Annotated in this window: 18 protein-coding genes; 6 read left to right on the forward strand and 12 right to left on the reverse strand. The window is 41.3% G+C overall.

Annotation, left to right across the window (positions count from 1 at the left end; translation table 11 throughout):
- Positions 1-136: 136 nt before the first annotated feature.
- Positions 137-1342: a DUF4476 domain-containing protein gene (locus F3059_RS08845; protein WP_151168341.1), complete on the reverse strand. Its 1206-nt coding sequence runs from the start codon at positions 1340-1342 to the stop codon at positions 137-139.
- Between the two features lie 234 nt (positions 1343-1576).
- Between F3059_RS08845 and F3059_RS08850 the strand changes: the two genes are divergently transcribed.
- From F3059_RS08850 to F3059_RS08860, 3 genes are all read left to right on the forward strand, one after another.
- Entirely contained in the window at positions 1577-3211 is a 1635-nt protein-coding gene (locus F3059_RS08850) for a S41 family peptidase (RefSeq protein WP_151168343.1), read from the forward strand.
- A 159-nt stretch (positions 3212-3370) separates the two neighbouring features.
- On the forward strand, positions 3371-4525 hold the full coding sequence (locus F3059_RS08855; protein WP_151168345.1) for a methionine aminotransferase: 1155 nt from the start codon (positions 3371-3373) through the stop codon (positions 4523-4525).
- 4 nt (positions 4526-4529) lie between these two features.
- Positions 4530-6332, forward strand: a complete 1803-nt coding sequence (locus F3059_RS08860; protein ID WP_223274583.1) for a chloride channel protein — start codon at positions 4530-4532, stop codon at positions 6330-6332.
- 11 nt (positions 6333-6343) lie between these two features.
- On the opposite strand, the gene F3059_RS08865 is transcribed toward F3059_RS08860, so the two are convergent.
- From F3059_RS08865 to trhO, 4 genes are all read right to left on the reverse strand, one after another.
- On the reverse strand, positions 6344-8065 hold the full coding sequence (locus F3059_RS08865; protein WP_151168347.1) for an energy transducer TonB: 1722 nt from the start codon (positions 8063-8065) through the stop codon (positions 6344-6346).
- 63 nt (positions 8066-8128) lie between these two features.
- A complete protein-coding gene (gene hppD, locus F3059_RS08870) occupies positions 8129-9274 on the reverse strand; it encodes a 4-hydroxyphenylpyruvate dioxygenase (protein WP_151168349.1) in 1146 nt (381 codons plus the stop codon).
- Positions 9275-9323: 49 nt separating this feature from the next.
- Positions 9324-10493 carry a homogentisate 1,2-dioxygenase gene (locus tag F3059_RS08875; RefSeq protein ID WP_151168351.1) on the reverse strand — a complete coding sequence of 390 codons (1170 nt, stop codon included), beginning with the start codon at positions 10491-10493 and terminating at the stop codon, positions 9324-9326.
- A gap of 57 nt (positions 10494-10550) precedes the next feature.
- A complete protein-coding gene (gene trhO, locus F3059_RS08880) occupies positions 10551-11636 on the reverse strand; it encodes an oxygen-dependent tRNA uridine(34) hydroxylase TrhO (protein WP_151168354.1) in 1086 nt (361 codons plus the stop codon).
- A gap of 124 nt (positions 11637-11760) precedes the next feature.
- Here trhO and F3059_RS08885 point away from each other — a divergent pair, with 124 nt between their 5' ends.
- The 3 genes from F3059_RS08885 (at position 11761) to F3059_RS08895 (ending at position 13656) form a co-directional block, all read left to right on the forward strand.
- Entirely contained in the window at positions 11761-12585 is an 825-nt protein-coding gene (locus F3059_RS08885; RefSeq protein WP_151168356.1) for a hypothetical protein, read from the forward strand.
- A 70-nt stretch (positions 12586-12655) separates the two neighbouring features.
- Positions 12656-12853 (forward strand): solute carrier organic anion transporter, encoded by a 198-nt coding sequence (locus tag F3059_RS13880; protein WP_151168688.1) that lies wholly within the window; start codon positions 12656-12658, stop codon positions 12851-12853.
- Between the two features lie 83 nt (positions 12854-12936).
- Positions 12937-13656, forward strand: coding sequence for a hypothetical protein (locus F3059_RS08895; RefSeq protein ID WP_151168358.1), 720 nt, complete (start codon positions 12937-12939; stop codon positions 13654-13656).
- 91 nt (positions 13657-13747) lie between these two features.
- Here F3059_RS08895 and F3059_RS08900 read toward each other — a convergent pair whose 3' ends face one another.
- From F3059_RS08900 to F3059_RS08930, 7 genes are all read right to left on the reverse strand, one after another.
- Positions 13748-14161, reverse strand: a complete 414-nt coding sequence (locus F3059_RS08900; RefSeq protein WP_151168360.1) for a BrxA/BrxB family bacilliredoxin — start codon at positions 14159-14161, stop codon at positions 13748-13750.
- Between the two features lie 62 nt (positions 14162-14223).
- The gene (locus F3059_RS08905; RefSeq protein WP_151168362.1) at positions 14224-14667 is read right to left on the reverse strand and encodes a nucleoside deaminase; all 444 of its coding nucleotides are present in this window, start codon (positions 14665-14667) and stop codon (positions 14224-14226) included.
- Between the two features lie 29 nt (positions 14668-14696).
- Complete coding sequence (locus F3059_RS08910) at positions 14697-15926, reverse strand: MFS transporter (protein ID WP_151168365.1); 1230 nt, start codon at positions 15924-15926, stop codon at positions 14697-14699.
- Positions 15927-16097: 171 nt separating this feature from the next.
- Entirely contained in the window at positions 16098-19304 is a 3207-nt protein-coding gene (locus F3059_RS08915; RefSeq protein ID WP_151168367.1) for a T9SS type A sorting domain-containing protein, read from the reverse strand.
- A gap of 189 nt (positions 19305-19493) precedes the next feature.
- On the reverse strand, positions 19494-22610 hold the full coding sequence (locus F3059_RS08920; RefSeq protein ID WP_151168369.1) for a T9SS type A sorting domain-containing protein: 3117 nt from the start codon (positions 22608-22610) through the stop codon (positions 19494-19496).
- Between the two features lie 189 nt (positions 22611-22799).
- Positions 22800-23807 carry a PorP/SprF family type IX secretion system membrane protein gene (locus F3059_RS08925; RefSeq protein ID WP_151168371.1) on the reverse strand — a complete coding sequence of 336 codons (1008 nt, stop codon included), beginning with the start codon at positions 23805-23807 and terminating at the stop codon, positions 22800-22802.
- Entirely contained in the window at positions 23804-24802 is a 999-nt protein-coding gene (locus F3059_RS08930; protein WP_151168372.1) for a gliding motility-associated C-terminal domain-containing protein, read from the reverse strand. The genes F3059_RS08925 and F3059_RS08930 overlap by 4 nt, the downstream gene beginning before the upstream one ends.
- Positions 24803-24812 lie beyond the last annotated feature (10 nt).

The following is a 24812-nucleotide window of genomic DNA, read 5'->3' on the forward strand; positions in this document are numbered from 1 at the left end:
AATCGGGAACGCTAATTGTTTAACCAATAGTGATATTCCAGCGTATAAAAAGAGAACAAATATGTTACTATAAAAACTATGATGCTCAAAAAAAGAGCAATTCTAGCTTTATCACCTGAAAAAGACAGTATTTGTTTTACTTGTTTTGAATATACTCCTGAAGTTCACTTATTGAAGACTCAAACGAAAAGGCATTATTCAATTTAAAGTAATTGTCAATGTCGTAAGTGTGTTCGTAAGCAAATTTTGCAAATTCAAGTTTGGTGTCTTCAAAACTGAATTGATTCATCAAGCCTTTTACCTGATCTACTGTCAAGCATTTTGAAGTAGCAAACTGCTTTGCTGTATTGAGTTTTGTGTCAGAGAATGACTGATTCTCAATTGTGCTGATAATACTCGAATATTCCTGGTCAGATGCCGGCCAATCACAACCAATAGCTCCAGTGTAACCGGGCATTTGGTAATGAGTTGGTTCTTGTGGTTCTGAATATGTAGGCTCTGGAACATCAGCAGTTGATCCTGTCGATTGCAAGAAAGTTAATAGTGATTCTCTTTTGCTTTTGGAGTCAAAGGTATTTACTACCACCATGTAGTCTTCAGTGTTGAAAGTGCTCCTGTAACCAAGACGGGCTATTCTCATGTTATCAACTGTGCTGTATTCAAGTTTGAGAAGAGCAGCGATTTGCTCAGCTAGAAAACACTGATGATCAAAAGCATTTTCAATAGCATCTTCCCGCTTAAACATGTTTTCCTCTTCCAGGTTGTATTTGAAATCCATAAACTCTTTAGCGTTCATCGAAGGTGAAGAGCACATAGTTCCGTTTGCAACAAACTGACCGTTATAGCTTTGCGCAGAATGTTTTACCTCCGTTTTTTCAACACTTTTATCTATTCGTTGAGCATTATCGATACGTCTAAACCCGGTTTTTACTTCACCTTCTCTGTGTGCTGGCTCCGTTATATCAGGCTCAGTTTGAAAGCTTGTAACTTTTTCTTCACCAACTGGCATCCCCGTTAAAGAGGATTCGCTATGCCAGCGCATAACATACCTCCCGTTATTTTTCATTTTTATGGCATAAACTGATACCATACCGGGTTTCAGGAATACGTTTTTATCAATGACTCCCTTGCTCTTGTCTTTAAACTCAATCTTGACAGAATATCGCGGCTGGTTGAGATTTTTAATCTTTACATTAGATTGAGCCGAGTCGGTTTTTTGAATGCCATTTATCGTGAGATGAAATAACTCTCCTGATTCTGAAAAGACAATGAGGTCGCTTTTTTGACCGTAAGTGGATAACACCAGAAAGAGGCCTAAAATCATCGAAGCTAAATATTTCATAATTGTTGTTTTTGAATAAGGAGATCACAAAAGTACTGCCAAAATATTTAAATATCTAGAAATCAGGCGGGTGTTGTTTTGTTCTTTTTATCGAAAAAGGTTGAGTATTAAAAATGAATTGAGACTCTGGCTTTATTCTTTAAATAGTAAGTTATTTAAACCAAATAAGAGTGGCTCCGTTTCTTCAATAGTCAATCTGAATATTAAATTTGTCCTTCTTAGCAAAAACACGACATGTCTAAAAACAAAGCATACATTCCCATTATCATATCACTTGCTGTAGCAGTAGGATTTCTTTTGGGCATCAATCTCAATTCCGGGTCTTCTTCAATTTCATTTCAAAAGATCAATCCGGGAGAGAGTAAGAACTTCAATATACTCAATGAAGTAATCGGATACATAGAAAGTGAGTACGTGGATACAGTCCAGCGTCAAAAGCTCGTTGACGAAACTGTTCAGTACCTGCTCCAGGAACTCGATCCGCATTCATATTACATCAGTGCCAAAGAGCTCCAGGCAATGAATGAGCCACTCGAAGGAAATTTCGAGGGAATCGGGATACAGTTCAATATTCAAAAAGATACAGTTGTTGTGATCAATCCCTTGCAGGGTGGCCCATCAGAGAAAGTTGGGGTGAAAGCCGGAGATCGTATCATAAAAGTAGAAGAAGAGTTAATTGCCGGGAATGGAATCACCAACAGTAAAGTCCTAAAGCTTTTAAAAGGTGATAAAGGAACTAAAGTGGATATCACAGTAAAGCGAAATGCTCAAAAGCTCGACTTTACAATTACACGCGATAAAATTCCAATTCACAGCGTTGATGTGGCTTACATGATGACCGGTAAAACAGGTTACATCAAAGTAATTCGCTTTGCAAAAACGACTTATCAGGAGTTCATGGATGTAGCAAATGAGCTCAAGTCAAAAGGAATGGAAAACCTGATAATCGATTTGCGCGGTAATGGAGGAGGTTTTCTCGATGCCGCTGTAGACATGAGCGATGAACTTCTCGAAAGTGGAAAAATGATCGTTTACACAAAAGGAAGGGCGAGACCAAAAGAAGTTTACAAATCAGGATCTGACAATTCACTTACAGAGACTTCGCTGGCTGTTTTAATCGATGAAAGCTCGGCCAGTGCCAGTGAAATTTTGGCGGGAGCTGTTCAGGATAATGACCGCGGACTCGTAATCGGGCGTAGGTCATTTGGTAAAGGTCTTGTACAGGAACAAACAATGTGGCCTGATGGTAGCGCTACGCGATTGACTGTTGCTCGCTATTACACGCCAACGGGAAGGTGCATTCAGCGCCCTTACGATGAAGGTGTTGAAGCTTATCGCGAAGAGATCTATGACCGCTACAAGCATGGTGAAATGATGCATCCTGATAGCACGAATTTTCCCGATTCATTGAAATACGAAACACCTGAGGGGAAAACTGTTTACGGAGGTGGCGGAATTTTCCCTGATATTTTTGTTCCCTACGACACGGTTGGTGGTTCAGCTTTTTTAAACAGGCTCGTTTACCGCGGAGTTGTTTATCAGTGGGCATTTGATTATGCTGATACGCACCGTGAGCAACTCAATGGAAACTATGAAACCGCAAGAGAGTTTCAGGAAAAATTCAGTATCGGTCAGAGCCTAATCGATGATTTCGTCAGCTTTGCTAAAAGCGAAGGAGTTGAACCGGCTGATGGTGAGCTCGAAGAGTCAAAAGCAGAAATCAAACACCGATTAAAAGCCTACGTAGCTCGTAATATCTGGAATAATGAAGGTTTCTACCCTATTTGGAACAAGAACGATAACGTGGTAAACAAAGCGCTTGAAAGTTTGGAAAGTGGAAAACCACTATCGGCCTTGAGAGCAAAGTGAGTTTTTGGTTCGTAATTTCAGGATCTGACATAAACCAAATTTCAAAAAAGTTTGGTAGTCAATAAAAACCGCGTTTAAAGGGAAAAATCGTTTATCTGGCATCTAATTTGCCTAACTTTGTCGCCAGGCAAAAGAAAAACGTTTTATCACTCCTTTGTTATGAAGTATCCAGAGAGTTTGAGTTCCAAATTACCCAAAGTTAGCACCACTATTTTTACAGTGATGTCTCAGTTGGCAAAGGAGCACAATGCGATTAACCTCTCTCAGGGATTCCCTGATTTTCCGGTTGCTGAAAGCCTTGTTGACAAGGTATATGAATACATGAAAAAAGGGTTTAATCAGTATGCTCCCATGCAGGGTGAAATGGCTTTGCGTGAGGCGGTAGCTGAAAAAATGGAAAACATGTATTCTCAGCCTTACAATCCCGATACTGAAATTACCATAACTGCCGGAGGAACACAGGCAATTTTCTCAGCGATTACGGCTCTGATCAAGGAAGAGGATGAAGTGATTATTTTCACTCCGGCCTATGATTGCTACGCGCCAACCGTTGAGTTGAGCGGGGGAAAAGCAATTTATTTTCCTTTACGTGCTCCCAACTACGATATCGACTGGAATGAGGTGAAAAAACTGATCACGCGCAGAACGAGGATGATCATTATCAATACGCCTCACAATCCAACAGGTCAGGTTTTGAGTGCGGGAGATATGCAACAACTCGAGCGAATTACGAAAGACAATGAAATTGTCATTTTGAGTGATGAGGTTTACGAGCACATTATTTTTGATGGTTATGAACACCAGAGCGTTGCGCGCTATCCAAAACTCGCAGAGCGATCGTTCATCGTTGGCTCATTTGGGAAAACATTTCACGCTACGGGTTGGAAAGTAGGATATTGTGCTGCTCCTGAAAACTTAATGAAGGAATTCAGAAAAGTTCACCAGTACAACGTATTTGCTGTAAACAGGCCCGTTCAATTAGCACTGGCTGATCATCTAAAAGATCCGTCAAACTATCTTGAAGTGAGCGAGATGTATCAGGAAAAACGAAATGTGTTTGTTTCATCGCTCAAGGGGAGTAGATTCAAAATAAATCGCTCAGCGGGAACATATTTCCAGCTTTTAGATTACAGCGAGATTACGGATGAAAAGGATACTGATTTTTCTGTTCGATTGACAAAGGAACACGGGGTAGCTTCCATTCCCGTATCTGTTTTCTACAACAATCCTGTTCACGATAATATGTTGCGCTTTTGCTTCGCCAAGGAAGAAGAAACATTGAAGCGAGCTGCAGAAATTCTCGTAAAACTGTAAAACCTTGCAGATATCAGAATATAGAAAAAAAGCGAATAGTTTATTAAAACAGTTTCTCGTTTGGCGAGCTAAACACATAAAAGATCGCCAGTTTATCTATATTTTGAGTGTTGTCACGGGGTTGCTTTCAGGATTGGCTGCAGTTGTCATCAAAAACACCGTTCATCTCGTAGAAATTCTATTGACAGAGGGAATCAGCGGAGTTCACTCATTTCTTTATTTCGTTTACCCGCTCGTTGGTATTTTACTCTCAGTTGCATTTGTACTGTTTGTTATTCGCAAGCCGGTTGGGCACGGTATTCCAAATGCCCTTTATGCGATATCCCGTGGAAATGGTAATATACACAAGCGAGATACCTGGACTTCAGTAGTCACATCAGCATTGACTGTTGGGCTCGGAGGTTCTGTAGGTTTGGAGGGTCCAACAGTTGCAACATCAGCAGCATTGGGATCAAATCTCGGACAGAGGTTCAAAATGACCCGCAAGACAAAAGTCTTGCTCATAGCATGTGCTTCATCAGGTGCGCTATCAGCCATTTTCAATGCGCCTGTAGCGGCAATTGTATTTGCCCTGGAAGTAATAATGATTGACCTTACAGCCGTCTCACTGGCTCCAGTATTATTGGCAAGTATTTCAGCAGTTCTCACTTCACGGCTGTTTTTAGGAGAGGAAACACTTTTTCATTTCAATCTGTCAGATCCATTTATTGTAGGCGATACATTATTCTATGTGTTGTTGGGAGTTGTTTGCGGGTTGCTATCGGTATACTTCACGAGAGTCTATTTTTTCGTTGAAAAATACATGCAAAAAATCAGCAATAAACTGTGGAGAGCCATTTTGGGTGGTGCCATAGTTGGCGGACTCATTTTTCTTATGCCGCAACTTTACGGTGAAGGTTACGGACTCATAAACGCATTGATTGAGGGCGATGAGGAAAAGGCTCTGATAGGAACATTTCTCAAAACAATTGGAGAAAATGCCTGGAGCATAATTCTCTTCCTGGCTGTACTCGTTCTGGTAAAGGCTTTTGCAACCTCTGTGACACTTCAAAGTGGAGGTGTGGGAGGAATCTTTGCTCCAACACTTTTCATGGGAACAACTGTTGGATACCTATACGCCAAGTTTTTTCGCGAATCAGGAATCGCAGATCTGTCATCGAGTAATTTTACGCTTGTCGCAATGGGCGGAATGATGGCCGGAATTCTGCACGCACCGCTCACAGGAGTCTTCTTAATTGCAGAAATCACGGGTGGATATGAACTTTTTCTTCCACTCATGATCACAGCGGCTATCGCTTTTATCACGGTGAAATACGGGGTAAAAAACTCTGTCTATACAATGCAGCTCGCAAAACGCGGAGACTTGCTTACTCACCACAAAGATCAGGCAGTTCTCACGCTCATGAACCTGAAAGAGGAAATAGAACAAGACTTTGTGAAAGTTCATCCTTACGACAAGCTCGAAGGCCTTGTAAAAGCCGTTGCTGATTCTTCCCGAAACCTTTTCCCAGTGGTAGATGAAGACAACACTTTCCTGGGTGTAATCACACTCAATGACATTAGGCAAATCATGTTTGACCGCGACCAGTATGACAAAGTGCTCGTTCACGAACTCATGACCTCGGCTCCGGAGTATATTTACTATACCGATTCCATGGAGTCTGTAATGAATAAATTTGATCGTAGCGGAGCCTGGAATTTACCCGTAATCGATGCTGATAATCACTACGTGGGCTTTGTTTCCAAGTCAAAATTATTCTCCGGCTACCGCAGCCGACTAAAAGATTTCTACGATGAAGATGATTGATATATTATCGGTCAGAACCGATAGCGCCTGAGGATGTAGGATCTGACCGGTAAACCTTGATAGCGAGCAGGATTCCATGCCGGCATTTGCGATAAATACGCGATAACGGCTTTGTCAACAGCCGGATGCACAGACCGAATGATATCCACTTCATCGATGATTCCAAATTCATCAACGGCAAACCGAACCAGGACAGAACCTCGAATGTTTTCCTCTAAGGCTACTTCAGGAACGAGCTGATTTACTTCAAAGTAATCCCTCTCGTTTCCCGGGAATTTGGGTTTCACAAAAACAGGTTCATAGGTGAAATCTCTGTCCCGATAATCTGGGTCTAGTTCTACTTCACTGTCGTAAAAATCAAAACCTCTTTCGAGTAGTTCTGTACCTGCAATTTTTGGGATGAAATACGCTCCGGTTATAAATTGATTGAGCGTATCATTTATTGGGTCGTTGATGACAAAATTGAGGCTATCTGTCGTTACCGGAATGAAATTCTGTGGAACATTATTGAAAGGCTCATTGAGCTTTATTTCATTGTTGAAGCTCTGCTCGTAAACTGTTTGCCCCATTTGGTTGAAGTATTTCCAGGTACCTGTTTTTGAACCGTTTTTGTATTCACCTAGAATGCGAGTAGATGTTGAATTTGGCTGATAGGTTTTCACTTTTCCATTTAATAATCCCTTTTCATAATTGAATTCAACATTCTTTTGGCCATATGGGTTTTTTTGAATCCACTTTCCGGTTCGGTATCCATTTGATAATCTTCCTTCTTCAACCTCCTGATCACTTGGTGATAGCGACTTTGAAACAAAGGCTCCTTTAGCATCAAACTGGAAAGTAGCTATCTTATTAAAATACTCTGACTTTACTGTCCAGTTGCCTGCCGGCTTGTCGTTGTTGTACTTTCCTGTTACATAAAGCCGATCTCCTGATCGAGAGGAATAAGAGCCGTTTTTGAGGCCATTTTCGTATTCTGTTTGAGAGTATAACAATCCGGTTGAAAAGTATTTCCTTACGCTTCCGTTTCCGTTTTTATAACTTCCAATATTCCTCGGTTGGCCCTGATCACTCCGCATGATGTTTACGCTAATGAGTTGATCATCTAGATAAGTGAAATGTTCCCAGGCTGCGCCAGTTCTGTGGTAATAGTTGACGCGTCCGTTTAGCTCCTGGTTTTTCAGCTCTTTATAGCTGTGGATTTTTTCGTTTTCGTAATAGTAGGATCTGAACGTTAAAGTGTCCTTGTTTTTGATCTCTTTTTCAGTGTTTACACGAATTCTGCCCGATGCATCGTAAAGAACTGTTTGCATGGGCAATCCTTTGTTTGAAAACACGATGTCGAGTCTGTTTTCCCCGGCTACGTAAGTTGTCCAGTGACTAATAGCCGTGTCGTTTCGGAAGTACCACTCGGCTTTGAGCTCCTGGTTCTGACCGTAATACCGCCATTTTCCGTGCTTTTTGCCATGGATGTACCTTCCTGTAACTCTCGGATTTCCTTTGTTGTTAAACAGCGTCCATTTTCCGTGACGGAGCCCGTTTTCATTGTTGCCTTCTACCCGAAGCCTGTTGTTGAAATAGAGCTTGTAATAGCCGTTTGGGACTTTGGAATCTTCAGATTTGTATTCAGCAACGAGCCTTACTGCATCGTTGAACTCTGTGCTCACTCTTTTTTGAGCCAGGGTTTGCAGAAATAGGGCTGATAAAAATAATGTTACGAGCGTTTTATTGATCATAAAAAAGCCGTGCTTGATTAAAACACGGCTTTAAAGTACAAAATGTTTTGTTATGCCGCCTGATTAAAGCGTTCCGCGGAGTTCCTGCTCGCGCTCAATCGCTTCAAACAGAGCTTTAAAGTTTCCTTTACCAAATGATTGCGCACCTTTACGCTGGATGATTTCGATAAACATCGTTGGTCGGTTTTGCAATGGCTTGGTAAACAGTTGAAGTAAGTATCCTTCATCATCGCGATCCACAAGGATTCCGAGCTTTTTAAGCGGCTCTAAATCCTCATCAATTTTACCAACGCGCTCTTCGAGGTCATCGTAATAAGTTGATGGAACCTGAAGGAATTCAACACCACGATCTTTTAATTTACTTACCGTATCGATGATGTCATCAGTTGCTACAGCAATGTGCTGAACGCCTGAGTCGTGATAGAAATCGAGGTATTCCTCAACCTGAGATTTTTTAACGCCTTCAGCCGGTTCGTTAATCGGGAATTTGATGCGGCCATTTCCGTTCGTCATCACTTTACTCATGAGAGCAGTGTACTTGGTTGAAATGTCTTTATCATCAAATGAGAGCAGCTGAGCAAAGCCCATTACATTTTTGTAGAAATCAACCCATTTGTCCATTTCATTCCAGCCAACATTACCAACCATGTGGTCGATGTATTTTAATCCAACCGGATCTGGCTTGTAATCAGTTTTGTGTTCTACGAATCCGGGTAAGAAAATACCGTTGTAGTTCTTGCGCTCAATAAATACGTGAACTGTTTCACCGTAAGTGTAAATACCCGATCTCATGATGTGACCGTGCTTATCTTCCACTTTTTCTGGCTCCATGTAACTTTTGGCGCCACGCTTTGTCGTTTCTTCCCACGCTTTAGTAGCGTCATCAACCCAAAGAGCAACAGTTTTAACACCGTCACCGTGTTTGTTGATGTGTTCGTTCATCCAACCATCAGGACTCATAGGGCTGGTCAGAACCAGGCGAATTTTGCCTTGTTGAAGAACGTAAGAATTGCTGTCTTTCATTCCGGTTTCAAGTCCGGCATAAGCCATGTCCTGAAATCCGAATGCTGATTTATAAAAATGAGCTGCCTGTTTTGCATTACCCACGATTAATTCAACGTAATCAGTTCCATTAATCGGGAGAAAATCTTCAGCTTTAGGGTAAACCTTGTCGAGCTCTAGTGAAGTTTTGTCTTTTACAGTTGCCATAACTTTATCTGTTTTGAGCAAAGTTCAAAAAATAATTCAAATAGCGGCCTTACTTGTCTTCGTCTTCAAGCCATGAACGGTAATAATCCTGATCGGCAATTTTCATTGCGTCTTCAGTTAGCATGAGTGGCTTGAATGTGTCAACCATAACAGCCATCTCTTCAGTTTCTTTTTTACCAACACTTCTCTCATAAGCGCCCGGATGTGGTCCGTGTGGAATTCCAGCCGGGTGTAAAGAAATGTGTCCTTTATCGATGTCATTTCTACTCATGAAGTCTCCGTCAACATAGTACAGTACCTCGTCAGAATCGATGTTACTGTGGTTGTACGGAGCAGGAATTGCCTCGGGATGGTAATCGTAGAGGCGCGGACAGAAAGAACAAATCACAAATCCTGCTGCTTCAAAAGTTTGATGAACCGGTGGCGGTTGGTGTACACGACCGGTAATCGGTTCAAAATCCTGAATGTTGAAAGCGTACGGATAGTTATAGCCATCCCAGCCAACAACATCAAAAGGATGTCGCGTGTAGATGAGTTCGTGGATCTCATCCTGTTTTTTGATCTTGAAAAGGAACTCGCCTTTTTCATCGTGAACCTCTAATTCTTCAGGTCTTCTGATGTCGCGCTCGCAATACGGAGAATGCTCGAGAAGCTGTCCAAAGTAGTTGCGATAGCGTTTAGGCGTGTAAATAGGGCTGCTGCTTTCCACGATAAACAGGCGATTGTCAGATCCGTCAAAATGCATTTGGTAGATCATTCCTCTCGGGATCACTAAATAATCGCCATAACCGAACTTGATGTTCCCGAGTTGAGTTTTGAGCGTACCCGATCCACGGTGTACGAAGATAACCTCGTCAGAGTCGGTGTTTTTATAAAAATAATCTGTGTTCGATTCTTTTGGTGCAGCTAAAGCAATACTCGCGTCACTGTTCGTCATGACTACCTTGCGGCTGTCGAGAAAATCGTTTTCGGGTTTTACATTGAATCCGTGAAAACGAAAAGATTGCATATTATTTTCAACAGCAATTTTTGGCTTTACACTGTATTGCTTCACGATTTTCTTAACCTGTGTGGGTCTGTGAAGATGATACATCAATGACGACATACCGTCAAAACCGATAGTTCCAAAAAGTTGCTCGTAATGCAATGAACCATCAGGCTTCTTGAATGTGGTGTGTCGCTTATGCGGTATTTTTCCTAATTTGTGATATATCGGCATAATACTGAAATTTCGTTCAAATATACAGTCGTGATCTGACCAAAAAAATGACGATCATCAGCTTTCCTTTTGCTTGAGCGGGCTCTCGATGATTTCGCCATTTTGCACAAATTCATCGAGATGTGGGCGCAAGCGTCCTTTTTTGTAAACGTTTCGCTGTTCGCCAGTTTTGTTTTGGTTCTTCCTTAGCTTACGTTGTTCTTCTACAGGAAGTTTTATAATGTCAGAGCACGTTTTAGAGCAGCAACCGTCATATTTCTCAGCACACTCTTCACACTGGATGAAAAGTAGGTGACAATCATCATTTTTGCAGTTGGTATGCGTGTCGCAAGGCTTGCCACACTGGTGACAATGAGCAATTACTTCATTTGAAATTCGCTCTCCGAGTCTTTCGTCAAACACAAAGTTTTTCCCGATGAATTTATTGTCGAGTCCCTCAGCATCAATTTGTCGCTTGTAGTCGATTATTCCGCCAAGCAATTGGTTGACATCATTGTATCCGTGATGTTTGAGGTAAGCGCTGGCCTTTTCACACCGAATTCCGCCCGTGCAATAGAGAAGTACTTTCTTATCTTTTTTGTCTTCCAGCTCTTTCAGAACCATAGGAAGTTCCTCGCGGAAGGTGTCGCAATCTGGAGTGACGGCACCTTTAAAGTGGCCCACTTCACTCTCGTAGTGGTTGCGCATGTCGATCACTACGGTGTCTTCGTTGTCCATCGCCTCGTTCCATTCTTTAGCAGAAAGATGCTTCCCGATGTTCGTTACATCGTAATCCTCGGGCTTTAAGCCATCAGCTACGATATTCTTGCGGACCTTTATGATGAGTTTGTAAAATGACTTCCCGTCATCTTCAACGGCAACTTTGAACGGAATATCTTTAAACTCTTTGCGGGCGTAGAGTTTTTCTTTGAATTCTTCCCAGTTGTGCTCGGGAACGCTCATTTGGGCGTTGATTCCTTCTTTTGCCAGGTAGATGCGGCCAAAACAATTGAGATCTGACCATTCGAGGAATAATTCATCCCTGAGTTCTTCAGGGTTGTCGATAATGATGTAACGATAGAACGACAGGGTGACGCGTTTGAAGTCTTCCTGCATCAAGCGCTCTTTGAGCACTTTTTTGTCTACCTTATTATACAGTTGCATGCTATACAATTTAAGGTTTTACAATTGAGAAATTTGAACTGCAAAGGTAGCGTTTTTGAACAATGTTGGTTTCCCGTCAGATTAGTAGAGTTGTTATATTTGATGAGGTTAATTGCTTCTACTGATGAAAACATACCTTTTACTCAGCCTTATTCTACTGCCATTTTTTTGTCTCAGTCAGCAGGTTTGTGTATTAAATTCTGCAGATAGTGCCGCGATAAAAAACGTCCATATTTACTGTGAAAATTATGGTGAAATCACCGGACCTGATGGCATGGTTGACCTTGCAAAACTCAAAACATGTGATTCTATCGAGTTTAGCAAAGTAGGGTATGAGTCAGTGAAACTGGAATTAATGAAAATTCCAGATACTGTTTTTCTCGAGAAAGAAGTTGTGGATTTGAACGAGTTTGCTCTCAAAGCTGAAGATGAGAAAGAATGGATTGGTTTCACCCAAAGAAGATGGCTTCCCGGTCAAATTGGGAATATGATTGGCCATACTAACGGGTTGATACAAAAAAATATTCCCAGGGGAAGATTATCCAAAGTCGAAGTATTTGTCAAGAATAGCTGCGATCATCCTGAAAATAAATTGTTTTTAAAAGTGATGAGTTTGGATTCGTCTTTTACACCTAAAGATGATTTACTTTCCAATCAAGTTGAAATTCCTGCTGAAAAAAGAGGATGGGTTACCATCGATATACAAGATGAGTTTATACTAGTCAGGGACAAAATATTTCTAGGTGTCCAAGTTACGAGAAATTCCGGGTTAAAAGAAAATGAAAATAGTTGCTTTAACATGATAGGGATGCAATTTGTAGAGGTAGACTCTAATTACAAAAGGTGTTGGAAGAATGACTCTATTGGTTGGATCATAAGGGCTCATGAAGAAAAACCTATCAAGGATAAGCTATCGATTCCCATGATTCGAGCTGAGGTGCTTCATTGAGATTTTTTTTATCTTAGCGGATACGCAAATGATTCATTTTATGAAAGGTAAACGGGTTGTGCGAGATGTAATGTTGTTGTCAATCTCATTTTTGACAATTCTTGTTTTTATTTCCTGCGAAAAGCTGTGTATTGAAAAGAGAAACAAGGATTGCGCTTGTTTTATGATTTATGACCCTGTTTGTGGTTGCAATGACCAGACTTACAGTAATCCTTGTAAAGCTGAATGTGCCGGGATAACTGAATATTCTGAAGGCGCTTGTGAGTGATTGAGGCAAACCTGAAGTTCAACCTTACCTGATTCAACTATCACTTTTTTGAGAAATACCTATCTTAGCACAAACCCCACGATATGAAACTACATATTTTTCGTCCTGAAAATGACTTGTATTGGCTCCGCAGAATGCACGTAAAAGCCAATGGCAAAACAATTTCAAAGTTACATCCCGAAGGTGTCGATAATGTTGAGATTGAGGAAGAAACTCTAAAGATCAGTTGTAGAATAGATATTTATTCCGGTAAATCGTTGCAGTTGAAAAGCAATGAAGAAGATGTTTATTTGATCGTTTACCACGAGACAAAATCTGTTTTACAATCGATCAATCCATTGTGGTGGTTTCGCTTTACGCATGTAGCAGAAGTTAGTAAGCTTGAGTTTGAAAACGCTGTAGCTAATGGTGGATCTGATTATTGCTTTAAGCCACAGCCTGTTTCCAGAGAACATGAAATAGCTTACAAGCTTTTAGGCGCAAATTATTTGATGTGGTGTTTCGCGCTTATCTATTATTTCAATTACTACGAGATTTCAGGAATTATGGCGTCAGACTGGTTTTTGGCTGCTATTACTTTGAGTTGCGGGCTCAGTGGTTTGAGCATCTTGAGTAGAAAAATCAATTCTCGCGATAAGGTTTTGGATCAGGCACTGTTGTCAATGGTTGGGGGAGTATTTTTCTACTCTCAATATGATGGTCAGAGCCCTGTTCTATTCTTATTTTCGGCAATTTTCTCAGCCCTGGTTTTTATGGGTTATCGTTTTTTGAAAAATAGAAATGTAGAAGTGCTGAATGGGTGAGAGTTTAATGTTTTCTACTAAAAAATCCCTCAGCACGAATTGTGTGAGGGATTCTGAAATTTGTTTGGCTCTGACCGAGACGAACTAACGATTACACAATCTCGTCATAAGCTGCTTTGAGGTTTTCAGCGATTGCTTCAGCCGGGCGACCTTCAATGTGGTGACGCTCGAGCATGTGAGCTAATTTTCCGCCCTTGAAAACAGCAATTGCCGGAGATGATGGCGGATAAGGTAGCATGTACTTGCGCGCCTGATCTGTCGCCTCTTTGTCAACACCTGCAAAAACGGTTACCAGTTTGCCTGGTTTTTTGTCGTTTTCGAGCGACATCTTAACTCCCGGGCGAGCATTTCCTGCTGCACAGCCGCAAACTGAGTTTACAACTACTAATACCGTTTCGTCTTTATCTTTGAGCACCTCATCAACCTGATCTGGAGTTGTGAGTTCATCAAATCCCACGCTTGTGAGATCTTCTTTCATCGGTGCTACTACTTCTGCTGGATACATATTATCTTGTTTTATTAAGTCTTGATTATTTTACAAATGTATTAAGTTAATTTACTTCCAAATTAGCGTTTTGTTGCAAAAAAGGACTTTAAAAGTTCACTGCATTCTTCCTCTAAAACACCACCTTTAACTTTTGTTTTAGGATGGAGGAGTCCGCCAAACTTCGAATAACCGCGTTTTGGATCCGGAGCTCCGTAAACGATCTTGCCGATGTGACTCCAAAACGAAGCTCCTGCGCACATCACACACGGTTCAAGCGTGACGTAGAGCGTACAATCTTTGAGGTATTTTCCGCCCAAGGCTTCAGCTGCTGAGGTGAAAGCCTGCATCTCTGCGTGGGCAGTAACATCGTTCAATCGTTCAGTGAGGTTGTGAGCACGAGCAATAATTCTTTTGTTTCCCACAATGACAGCTCCCACCGGAACTTCATCGAGTTCGAGTGCGCGGTGTGCTTCTTTCAGAGCCTGCTTCATGAAATGCTCATCACTGTGAACGCTCAATGTCATTTTATCCTCTTTTGGTTCTGATAACAAATCTACTCATTTCCTTTTGCCACTTTTAAACGAGGTGCCAATAAAAAGCTCGTTGCCGATACACAAATCGATAAGATTCCAACCCAATTGTAGTTGTGAAACAGCCCATCATCACCAATAACCATAATTGCACCACTCACGAGCGAAGCAAGCGCTGCACTGAGCTGTTGAATACTCGATTTAAAACTCATGAAACTACCGCGTGTCTCAGGACTCACAGCAGCAGTAATCATCGTGTTGGCCGGAATCATACGTCCGTTTACCATCATGAAGAATATCGTTGTTAAAATGAGGGCGATGTAGATCGGTACTTTTGGTAAATTGGTAATGGTCAGAACCAGTACAAATGAACTCAAAAGGAATATTGTAAACACTTTCAATGGTCCTATCCTGTCAGTCAGCCTACCCACGAGTGGAGCCGAAAACACTACTGCGCCACCGCCAAACAGGTAAATCAATGTCACGGTTTCTTCGCTGAATCCCACGTTACGCATCATGTAAGGTGTGAGAAACGGAACGAGTAAGAATTGTCCTAAAATAATTGTCATTCCCATTAAAAGTGCGTAAACCTGATTGCGATCGCTGATGACGTTTTTGATAACCTGCAAAGGTTTTGGTTTGGGCAATGAGCTGATGTGCCCCTTCATCTTTGGAAAGACGAAAGCAGTCACAATAGTAAAGACAGACGCGAGTCCGCCCACCATGAAAAATGGAGCGTGCCAGGAGAATTGGCTGGCTAGATACAGTCCAATTGGAACTCCGATAACTGATGCCAGAGCAAAAGCTGCACTCACAACTCCCATTGCTTTTCCGCGCTCACGGTAGCTGTACAAATCGCTCACGACAGACAAGACCAGTGCTGCAACCAGTCCGCCAAAAATTCCGGTGAGTGACCTTGCCGCCACGAGTAGTAAATACGAGTTCGCTAGTCCCACCAACACGGTTCCGACCGAGAAGCCTGTAAACGTAAAGATCAAAGCAGTTTTACGATCGAATCGATCGATTAGGAATGCGGCAAAAAAGCTCGAAATACCTGCGCTAAACGTGTAAGCCGATACGATTACACTAAATTCACCCGGACCAATATTGAATGAATTCATTAGATAATCACCCAGTGGCATCATGATCATGAAGTCCACAATGTGTGAAAAGTTCATTGCAGCAAGCAGGTAGAGGAGAAGATCGCGCTTTTCGAATTCCCGGTTCCTTATTTTTAAAATTGGATTGGTCATTCTATTGGTCTCCTCTTTTGAAACCTTCTGTTGTAGAGGTTTTTATAATAGAGCTATATGTTGTTATTCGTCCTGTTAAAATCACGGCACAAAATTGCCTTCATTTGTTTGTATATACAATCAAATGAGTGATAAAGTTTTAATAGAATGATAAAGAAAAGTGATTAGCTCTTATTTCACTGTGAATTTCGTTTTCTTCGAATTACCGTTTTGAAGGGTTATGACACTGATGTAAAATCCTGCTTGTTGGATTTTAGGTGTATATATTTTCTTGTTTTGAGTTGAGTTAAACACCTCTTTTCCCTGTACATCATAAATATTGACTTGCTCTATTGTACTCGAAGTGTTGTTTTGCACGACAAGGTTGCTTCTCGAATAAAAAACTTTTAGATTGGATTCAATTTTTTCGTTTAGTCCATTGATTACAGATGAATCCTCGCTAGTTTCAGCATCGATTTCAGAAAATCTGGTATTGAGAATAATGCTAAAACGAGCGTTGTATTTGCCTGAGTCGAGTGTTGTGGTGTAGCTGTTTGTCTTAATGTCAATCAACGAATCGAGTTGTCGATCTTTGAGCAGTATTTTCGTGTTTTCATCGATGAGTTCGATAGAGTCGAGTTGGAAGCTCACTTCGCTCATTTTATCGAGTTCAACTAGTAATGCTATTTCTTTTTCATCATTAACTCCAACCGTTTCCATTCCCTGAATGACCATTGCAGAAGAATCAGCAGGTAGTTGAGACGAGATGTTCAGGTGGTTCTGACCGTAATAGCGAGGAGCATCGTAATTTTTTTCAAATTCATCTGATGCATCACCAGGAAATGCGATCAACAATTGACTTGAGATGCGGTTGTCGTTGAGCGATAACCAAAAGCGCGGCAATGACTGACTACTTCTAAACTGGTCGTTTCCGGTTGTGCGCATCGAGTTTGTGAATGTAATATTTCCGCCAGATCCCGTTCCCTGAACAAAGAATCCCTGCGTTGAAGCGATATTTCCGTTTGTTATGTTGCTTCCATTTACTGCTCCTGTTGAACCTGAGGAATTGACAGTTATATAATCAGATTCAGTGTACCCCGATCCTGAAGTGCCGTCATCTGACCAAACGTAAACTGCACTAGTTGTGAGGTTTGAAGAGTTTGCAGTTAAGAAACTACTCACGTCAATTGCGCTGGGATATGGATTACCGATGAGGTTCCAGTAATCATCAGACCAATTTGAGAGCGGGTCGTTTGGGTTCGTGCCAGTTCCCAGCGAATAAGTAAAATCTCCATTATTTATTGTGTTTCCGCTAAATGATCTTGTTGAAGTGGCGTTTCCGGGGATCAGGTATCCACGAGCTGCATCCATATTTCCATCGGCTCCCGAAATAAGAAACTGACTAGTGAACGTAACTCCGTTACCATTGCACGTTGTGCTGTAGTTCGTTGGGAAATCGTATTTCCAGCTTTGGTCAGATCCATCAAAAGCAAAAATATCGCAAGGATTTGAGCTGCTGAACACTCCGCTGTTATCGTGAAGACTCACTCCGTCTATTGGCGTTGACCAGCCGTTGTAGGCTGATGCTGAGCTTCCACCAGTTCGTTCTACGGTGTATGTGCCAATTCCAGTGTTGTTGTCAGTTGATCCTGTTTGAATGATTGCGGCATCATCTCTTACCATTACATTTCCATTGTTTTCAATGAATGTGTTAACGGTGAGGGCATTGCCAGCTATTTCCAGGGTAGCCTCTTTTTTAACTACAATTTGATCAATTGTAGCATTTGAATTGATTGTTGCTGTGTTTTCTAAAACAGCTGCATTGTCAGATCCGGTGGTGCCATCAGGAGGGTTAGGTGTCCATGAGTTATTCACGTAAATGAGTCCGTTTGGTGTACCCAACAATTTAAAGCTGTCAAAAGCAAAGTCTTCATCTCCAGAATTGACAGCAACTGTAATTCTTAAGTCTAATCGATCTCCAGTGGCAGGAATAGATTTATTGAATTTCTTCGCATAAGAAGTTAATCTTCTGCCATCACCTGTGCCATTGAAGTCAGTATCTTCCAGGAAGTATGTATTAAATGTTGATCCTTCATTTCTAAAGAACAATAAATTGTTCCATCCACCACCATCAATTTGGTATTCTATATTTACGTAATCACTGTTGTCAATAAAGTTTTGACTACTCGAGGCAAAAAGACCTGAGAATGTTAGATCAGAGAATGCAGTAATGTTGATATTTGACCAGGTTAATGTTGAAGGGTTGGCACTTCCTGTCCAGCCTCCATCGTCTACATCCTGAGCCGCGTAAAAGTCTCCTGTAAACCCGTTGTAGGAAATATTGATATTTGATCCATCAGTTCTTTGGAAGTAATCTGCCGTACCATCATTTCCTTCACCTCCTGCAGTAACAGAGTATTGGGTGTTATCGTCAAACGGTTCATCAAAAAAAGAATAGAGCTCAATAGGCGTTTCATTGAGCGATACCCCTGAACTCCAGGAAGTCCCTTTTCTGGCAAATATTTTGAAGTAGAATGTTGTGTTATTCGTCAATCCGGTAATGGTTGTTTCATTTAATGACCCTTTGTAAACAGCGTATTCATTGGTTCCAATATCAGTTCCTGATCCAAATGTTTGGTTTGCTGTAATTGAGCTTCCATCACCAGAAGGGGTTGCCGTAACTGATGATCCGGCTTTGGCAACAACTAAGATTTCATCGTAGCACAGTCCGTTTTCCCAATACAATTCTACTTCCTGGTTTCCCGGAAAGCTAAATTCACCACTGATATCAGTTGGTGTTGTGCAGGGAACCCTTCCAAAATCCTCTAGACCTCCAGCTGAAGTTGGGCTCGTTGAAACAGTCTCGTATCGTGTGCTCGGATCTGACCAGCCAGTTGTGTCACCATTTGAAATTGAAGTGAGAAGTTTGATGTTTTGGTCAGAAGTTGATACACCGTTTCCATCCCAGCTCGATCCCGGGTCAACACCGGGAGTTCCAAAAATATCGGTTGTGTCACCGTTATAAATTACCTGGAGTGCATCATCTCCGTTAAAAGTAAATGGCTTTTCTACGAAGAAAAATTCATTTTGACCAAAGGTATTAGTGAGGTATGTTTCAATATCAGAAGAGCCAATCACCATCACTTCATCTACTCCAAGTGTGCCGCTACTCACCGTTATATCTACTGAAGGCGCTGCTCCGTTAGTTCCTTTTTCAATTATGAGATTATTTGAGGAGAAGTCAAGATCAGATCCCGTGTTATTCCATATCTCTATCCCTTTTGGCGTTGTTCCGCTATCAGTATCTACATACTGACTAATGATTTGGGAACTGGAAATTAATGGGGAAAATAAGAGAGCAATGAGAATAGGGAAATAGTACATTTTGGTCGAGAGCATAGCGCTATTTATTTGGGGTCTTTGCTAATTTACAAAAAATTATGACCAAATAATTATAGCATAGCGTTTTAAGCTTGAAGAATGACTGTTTTCCCTATTTGAATTTGAGAGTAAATTCAAATAAAAAAGGCTCTGAGAAATGGAGGTAAACCACTAATCAGAGCCTAGTTAAAGGGAGGCATATATGTTTTAATGAATGATGAACTTCACCTGGTAATGTTTCTTGTCTTTAAATGTGAAGTCAACGAAGTACATTCCATTTGAGAGGTTTGGTGTGTAGTAAGCAGATTTATTTTTTGAAGAATAAAATACAACTTTACCACTTACGTCATAGACCTTGCATTCATCAATCGTTTTAGAGCTGTTGTTTTGTATGTGAATAGCCTGATTTGCATAGTAGCTCTTGAAGTTGTTTTCTATTTCTTCAATTCCTGTTTGGCCACCATTTCCAGAGTCTGAGCCGTCATCTATCCTCGAATCGAGGACGATGCTAAATCTAGATCTGTACTTGCCGGAGTCGAGAGTTGTTATATAGCTATTTTTTCTGATGTCGGTCAATGAATCGTGTAGTTGATCTTTGAGGTAGATTTTAATATCCTCATCAATGAGTTCGATTGAGTCTAAATCAAAAACAACTTCTTTTGTTGTATCAACTTCAACTAGCAAGTTGATTTCCTTAATAGTATCTGCTCCTATCATTTCCATCCCCTGTATAACCATTGCCGTTGAATCGGAAGGGAGTTGTGACGAGATATTTAAGTGGTTCTGACCGTAATAGCGTGGTGCATCGTACATTTTTTCAAATTCGTCAGTTGCGCCTCCCGGAAAAGCAATCAGCATTTGACTTGAAATGCGGTTGTCGTTGAGCGACAGCCAAAAACGCGGTAATGATTGACTACTTCTAAACTGGTCGTTTCCGGTTGTGCGCATGGAGTTTGTAAATGTGATATTTCCGCCAGACCCAGTTCCCTGAACAAAGAATCCTTGAGTAGAAGCGATGTTTCCGTTTGTGATATTGCTACCGTTTACCGCTCCCGTTGAACCAGATCCATTGATGGTGATATAATCAGATTCAGTATAACCAGAGCCGGAAGTGCCATCATCTGACCAAACGTAAACCGCACTTGTTGTGAGATTTGATGAGTTGGCTGTAAGGAAGTCACTCACGCTAATTGCACTTGGATATGGATTACCAACGAGGTTCCAGTAATCATCTGACCAGTTAGTTGATCCTCCCGGATTCATGCCTGTTCCCAGTGAATGAGTGTGATTTCCATTATTGATTGTGCTTCCGCTAAATACTCGCGTTGCTGTTGAGTTTCCCGGCACTAAATAACCTCGACCAGCATCCATGTTTCCGTCAGCTCCTGATATGAGGTACTGGCTTGAAAAAGTAACGCCATTTCCATTGCAGGTTGTGCTGTAGTTTGTCGCAAAGTCGTATTTCCAACTTTGGTCAGATCCGTCAAATGCGAATATGTCACATGGATTTGAGCTGCTGAACACACCGCTGTTATCGTGAATGCTCACTCCGTCTATAGGTGTTGACCAGCCATCATAAGCTGATGAAGAATTACCCCCTGTACGTTCTACTGTGTAAGATCCGGAACCACAGTTGTTATCTGAAGAAGCTGTTTGAATCAATGCTCCGTCATCTTCAATGGTTACCGTTCCGTTGTTTACGAATATTCCATTAACTGTTAAAGAATTGCCTGAGCTTACGGTTAGAGAAGCTCCTGAGTTTAAAACAAGTGTATCGCAGGTAAAATCTCCGTCAATTGTGAGATCGTTCTTGACGGCAATATCATTTGTGCTCGTTGGGAGAGTCCCTGCAATCCATGTGCTTGTTGAGCTCCAGTTGCCGTTTTGAGTAGTGGAGGATTGGGCAGCACCACCTGGTTGATCCCAGGTTAGGTCATCCATAGCGACTCTGTCACCGTTTCCTTGATTGTCAATGACTAACGTGAAATTTCCTGATACATTAATGTTGTTAATCGTTGATGTTTGAGAGCTTCCACTATAAGGAATAGTACCTACGGTGCTGCCGTTAACCTTTACAGTTAAATTACCTGATCCTCCTGAAAACTGCCTTTCTGTTGTTAGTGTTAGATTATCGATCCCCCCTGAAATTGTTGGACTTGTTAGTTCTCCGTTTTCTACAGTAATAGCTGCTCCGTTAATTGTTCTATCGGTTCTTGCGTCAGTGGCGGTCCATGTTCCAAACCCGTTGTCACCACTCCATGTTTCAGTTTGGTAACCACCATATGGGCCTAAATTAGAGAAGGTCTCGGTGTAAGTGGCTCCCCCACCACCAGAAATTTCTTTAGTTGCAGTTGTTGCATCATCGCTCAACTCTGAAGAGTAATCATCATTGCTGTCAAAAGACCATATTTGATAAAAGTATTGTTGATCACCATCGAGACACTCATCAATATAAGATGTAGCACCGCCTTTGTAAATGATTTCAGCACCGCCTAATGTATTTCCCACAGAGTAGCTCGTTCCATCTGAAGGAGTTCCAAAAGAGTTACTTGTATTTTTCGCAATGATAACATCATTATTATCGCTGTTTTTCGTCCAGTCGAGTGAGGTGGTAGAGATGTTGGTTGAATTGGCTTCAAAGGTTGAGGGAGGAGCAATGCCTGTCCCTCCATTATGTGTTACTTCAATGTTGTCAAAATAAAGCCCCTCATCACTTGACGTGCAATTGATCGCTGTTAACCGTATATTTAATATACTGCTACCACTCAATCCAGTTATTGTGGTGGAGAAAGTTGCAAAATCACTTGAGCTTGTTGAGCATCCAGAAGAGCCAGTTGTTAATGCTGGAAGAGTTCCTGCTCCACAGTCCCCAATGCCATCAAAGTCTGTGTCTAGAGAAGGGAGCTCATTATATGTTCCCCCATTGTTTCTAACGTGCATTAAAGGAGTGTAAGGACCACCATCTATACTGTAGTCAATTTCAAATGCATCAGAATTATCCCAGTCATTATAATGGTGAGCAACCATGTCAATTGAAAAGGTGAACTCAGTACCACCGGTAATATTTATTTGATCGAGATTCATAACCTTATTACCAGATGTCATATCCTCAAACCCCCAGAAATAACCATCTTCATTATTGCAGCTGGGTAGATTTGAATTAGTCCTATTAAAAAAGTCTTCATAACCAGAACCATAATCATCAGATGTAGAATATCCATCATTTGCTGTTTCGAAGTCAATGGATATTGTCGTCTGCCCTAAAGCAATTCCGTTAAGAATACTCAAAACCGCAATTGCGAAAAAACTGAAATACGTTTTCATAACTATATATATTAGTAGTTAATTGTATGTTTTAAAAATATTTCAACTAACGGAATAGAAAACGAGTATAAGGATATTTCAAAAGTATTAGTAAGTAGTTTGTGTTTCCGCTTAGTTCGATTTACGGTTTTGTTACGATAACATTATGAACCCTTTTTTAAGCTTCAGGAGGATTTTAACTATCTCAGATTAAAATTTTGTTGAGAATCGGTTACGCCATAATTTCATTTTAAGAGTTATCTCATGACCTCCGCGTTGATATGGTTGAAGCTGTGAAGTAGGTAGGTCATAGGCATAGTAGAGCTCAGCTGTTTTACCAAGGTAGACACCTGCCCAAAATGCCATCGCGTTGTTCATGCGCCAGGTTGTACCTATTTTCAATCGCTGTTCAAAGTCCACTTCTAAGCTGAGGTCAAGATTTACAGGGGCACCAGCTTTATAGCGGATCATTGCTCCGGGATGCAATACGATATTGCGGGATTCGAGATCGTCAAAGTCTTTGGCGTGGTAAACGATGTAGCTGTAGCCTAACATCAATTGGTGATGGGCTAGCATTTTAGCTTCTTTCGATACATCGGCAGGGGTGAGGTTATTGGGGATTAGCTGAATCATAGAGTAACCGGCATAGAGCCTGTCAGAGTAGAACCATAAACCCAAATCCAAGTCAAAGCTGTTTTTGTTTTCTCCCTGTGCTAAAAAGTACTGGTAAGTGGGGTCGTCCTGAATCTTGAGTGAAACTTTTCTGTCGTCAATTGCGGTACCACTCCATCCAACACGAGGAGAAAAGGAAATGCGATAAGGACCTGTTACGGGAAGATGAAAAGCGTAAGATGCCTGAACTCTTGTTTTTTGAAATGCACCAAACTCATCCTTGGACACCATTATACCAATGCCGTGATGTTGCTTGTATTTGTTGTTAGAATAGTAAAATTGTCTGGCTCTTTTATTTTTGAATGTTTTGTTTTTCTGCTTGTTGATGGGGATGTTCGCTGTTAAGTAGAAGCTTTCGGGAGCGCCCTCTAAATCCAGCCACATTTGTCTGTATCCTGATACTATTTCAGTGTGATCGTCAACTCCGCTCGCAGCCGGGTTGAGCAGATATCGGTTTACCTGGTATTGGGTGAACTGGTAAACTTGCTGGCTCATGGATCTGACCGATAATAATAGCAGAAGAAGGAATAGTATATGTTTCATCATCGCCTGATTAAATTGATGTAACCACTAATTTTTTCAGCGCGTTCATCCTTTGGATCTATTACATAGTAATAAGCTCCTACAGGAAGGGGTGTTCCGTTCCATGTACCATCCCACGGATTGGAATAGCCTGTTGATTTGTAAATGACATCTCCCCAGCGGTTGTAGATTTCAACTAATGCATTGGGGTAATACTCGATTTTATCAATCTCAAATTTATCGTTGATGCCATCACCGTCAGGGGTAAAGGTGTTGTATGGAATGAGGTTTCGGCATTCGCCAACGGTTACTGAATCAAAAGCTTCGCATCCATCCAAATATGCAGTAACTTCATAAGTTCCATTTTTGGTGACTTTTTGCCTGCTTCCCCAGCCCAGAGAAGACCAGAAATACTCTGTTGCATCTCCGCTCGCTACTATCTGAGTTTGCTCACCTTCACAGATGAATTTTTTCCCGTTAATTTCAATACTAAAAACAGGTTTAGGTTTTACAGTAATGCCATAATTTGTGGCATCATTACCGCATTTTGTATTGCTAACAACTGAATAAGTTTGTGAAGTAGTAGGGTTTATTGTTACAACCGCACCAGTATCACCTGTGTTCCACACATAATCGATTCCACCACTAGCGGTGAGTTGAGCTGTGTCGCCTTCGCAAACTCTTTTTGGTCCGCTTATTTGGAGGTTTGGAGGATCAATGATCAGAACCTGAGCATACTGAGTGTCGCCAATACAACCATTAGCACTTGTTTCCACCACGCTGATCGGATAAGTTCCAGGAGTTGAGTTCCATGTGACTGAGATTGAATCAGAACCTGAGCCACGAGTGATCTGACCATCAGGTACAATCCATTCAAATGTACTTCCCGGCCAGCCGTCAACGTGATAGTCACCTGTAGGGTCAGAAACGCAAAGCGTATCAACCACCTGGGCTAATACACTTTGCGATCCAACTATACAGATGAAAAGTATCAGGAGTTTATATTGGCAACTTTTCATTCAGGTTGTT

Origin of the sequence: Salibacter halophilus, assembly GCF_008806325.1 — a bacterium.
GTDB lineage: Bacteria > Bacteroidota > Bacteroidia > Flavobacteriales_G > Salibacteraceae > Salibacter > Salibacter halophilus.

Coding starts and splice junctions, on each gene's coding strand:
- F3059_RS08915 (WP_151168367.1), bottom strand. CDS start 19,304: ATGCTCTCGACCAAAATGTACTATTTCCCTATTCTCATTGCTCTCTTA.
- F3059_RS08895 (WP_151168358.1), top strand. CDS start 12,937: ATGAAACTACATATTTTTCGTCCTGAAAATGACTTGTATTGGCTCCGC.
- trhO (WP_151168354.1), bottom strand. CDS start 11,636: ATGCAACTGTATAATAAGGTAGACAAAAAAGTGCTCAAAGAGCGCTTG.
- F3059_RS08865 (WP_151168347.1), bottom strand. CDS start 8,065: ATGATCAATAAAACGCTCGTAACATTATTTTTATCAGCCCTATTTCTG.
- F3059_RS13880 (WP_151168688.1), top strand. CDS start 12,656: ATGTTGTTGTCAATCTCATTTTTGACAATTCTTGTTTTTATTTCCTGC.
- F3059_RS08850 (WP_151168343.1), top strand. CDS start 1,577: ATGTCTAAAAACAAAGCATACATTCCCATTATCATATCACTTGCTGTA.
- F3059_RS08855 (WP_151168345.1), top strand. CDS start 3,371: ATGAAGTATCCAGAGAGTTTGAGTTCCAAATTACCCAAAGTTAGCACC.
- F3059_RS08845 (WP_151168341.1), bottom strand. CDS start 1,342: ATGAAATATTTAGCTTCGATGATTTTAGGCCTCTTTCTGGTGTTATCC.
- F3059_RS08875 (WP_151168351.1), bottom strand. CDS start 10,493: ATGCCGATATATCACAAATTAGGAAAAATACCGCATAAGCGACACACC.
- F3059_RS08925 (WP_151168371.1), bottom strand. CDS start 23,807: ATGATGAAACATATACTATTCCTTCTTCTGCTATTATTATCGGTCAGA.
- hppD (WP_151168349.1), bottom strand. CDS start 9,274: ATGGCAACTGTAAAAGACAAAACTTCACTAGAGCTCGACAAGGTTTAC.
- F3059_RS08900 (WP_151168360.1), bottom strand. CDS start 14,161: ATGTATCCAGCAGAAGTAGTAGCACCGATGAAAGAAGATCTCACAAGC.
- F3059_RS08920 (WP_151168369.1), bottom strand. CDS start 22,610: ATGAAAACGTATTTCAGTTTTTTCGCAATTGCGGTTTTGAGTATTCTT.
- F3059_RS08885 (WP_151168356.1), top strand. CDS start 11,761: ATGAAAACATACCTTTTACTCAGCCTTATTCTACTGCCATTTTTTTGT.
- F3059_RS08910 (WP_151168365.1), bottom strand. CDS start 15,926: ATGACCAATCCAATTTTAAAAATAAGGAACCGGGAATTCGAAAAGCGC.
- F3059_RS08930 (WP_151168372.1), bottom strand. CDS start 24,802: ATGAAAAGTTGCCAATATAAACTCCTGATACTTTTCATCTGTATAGTT.
- F3059_RS08905 (WP_151168362.1), bottom strand. CDS start 14,667: ATGACATTGAGCGTTCACAGTGATGAGCATTTCATGAAGCAGGCTCTG.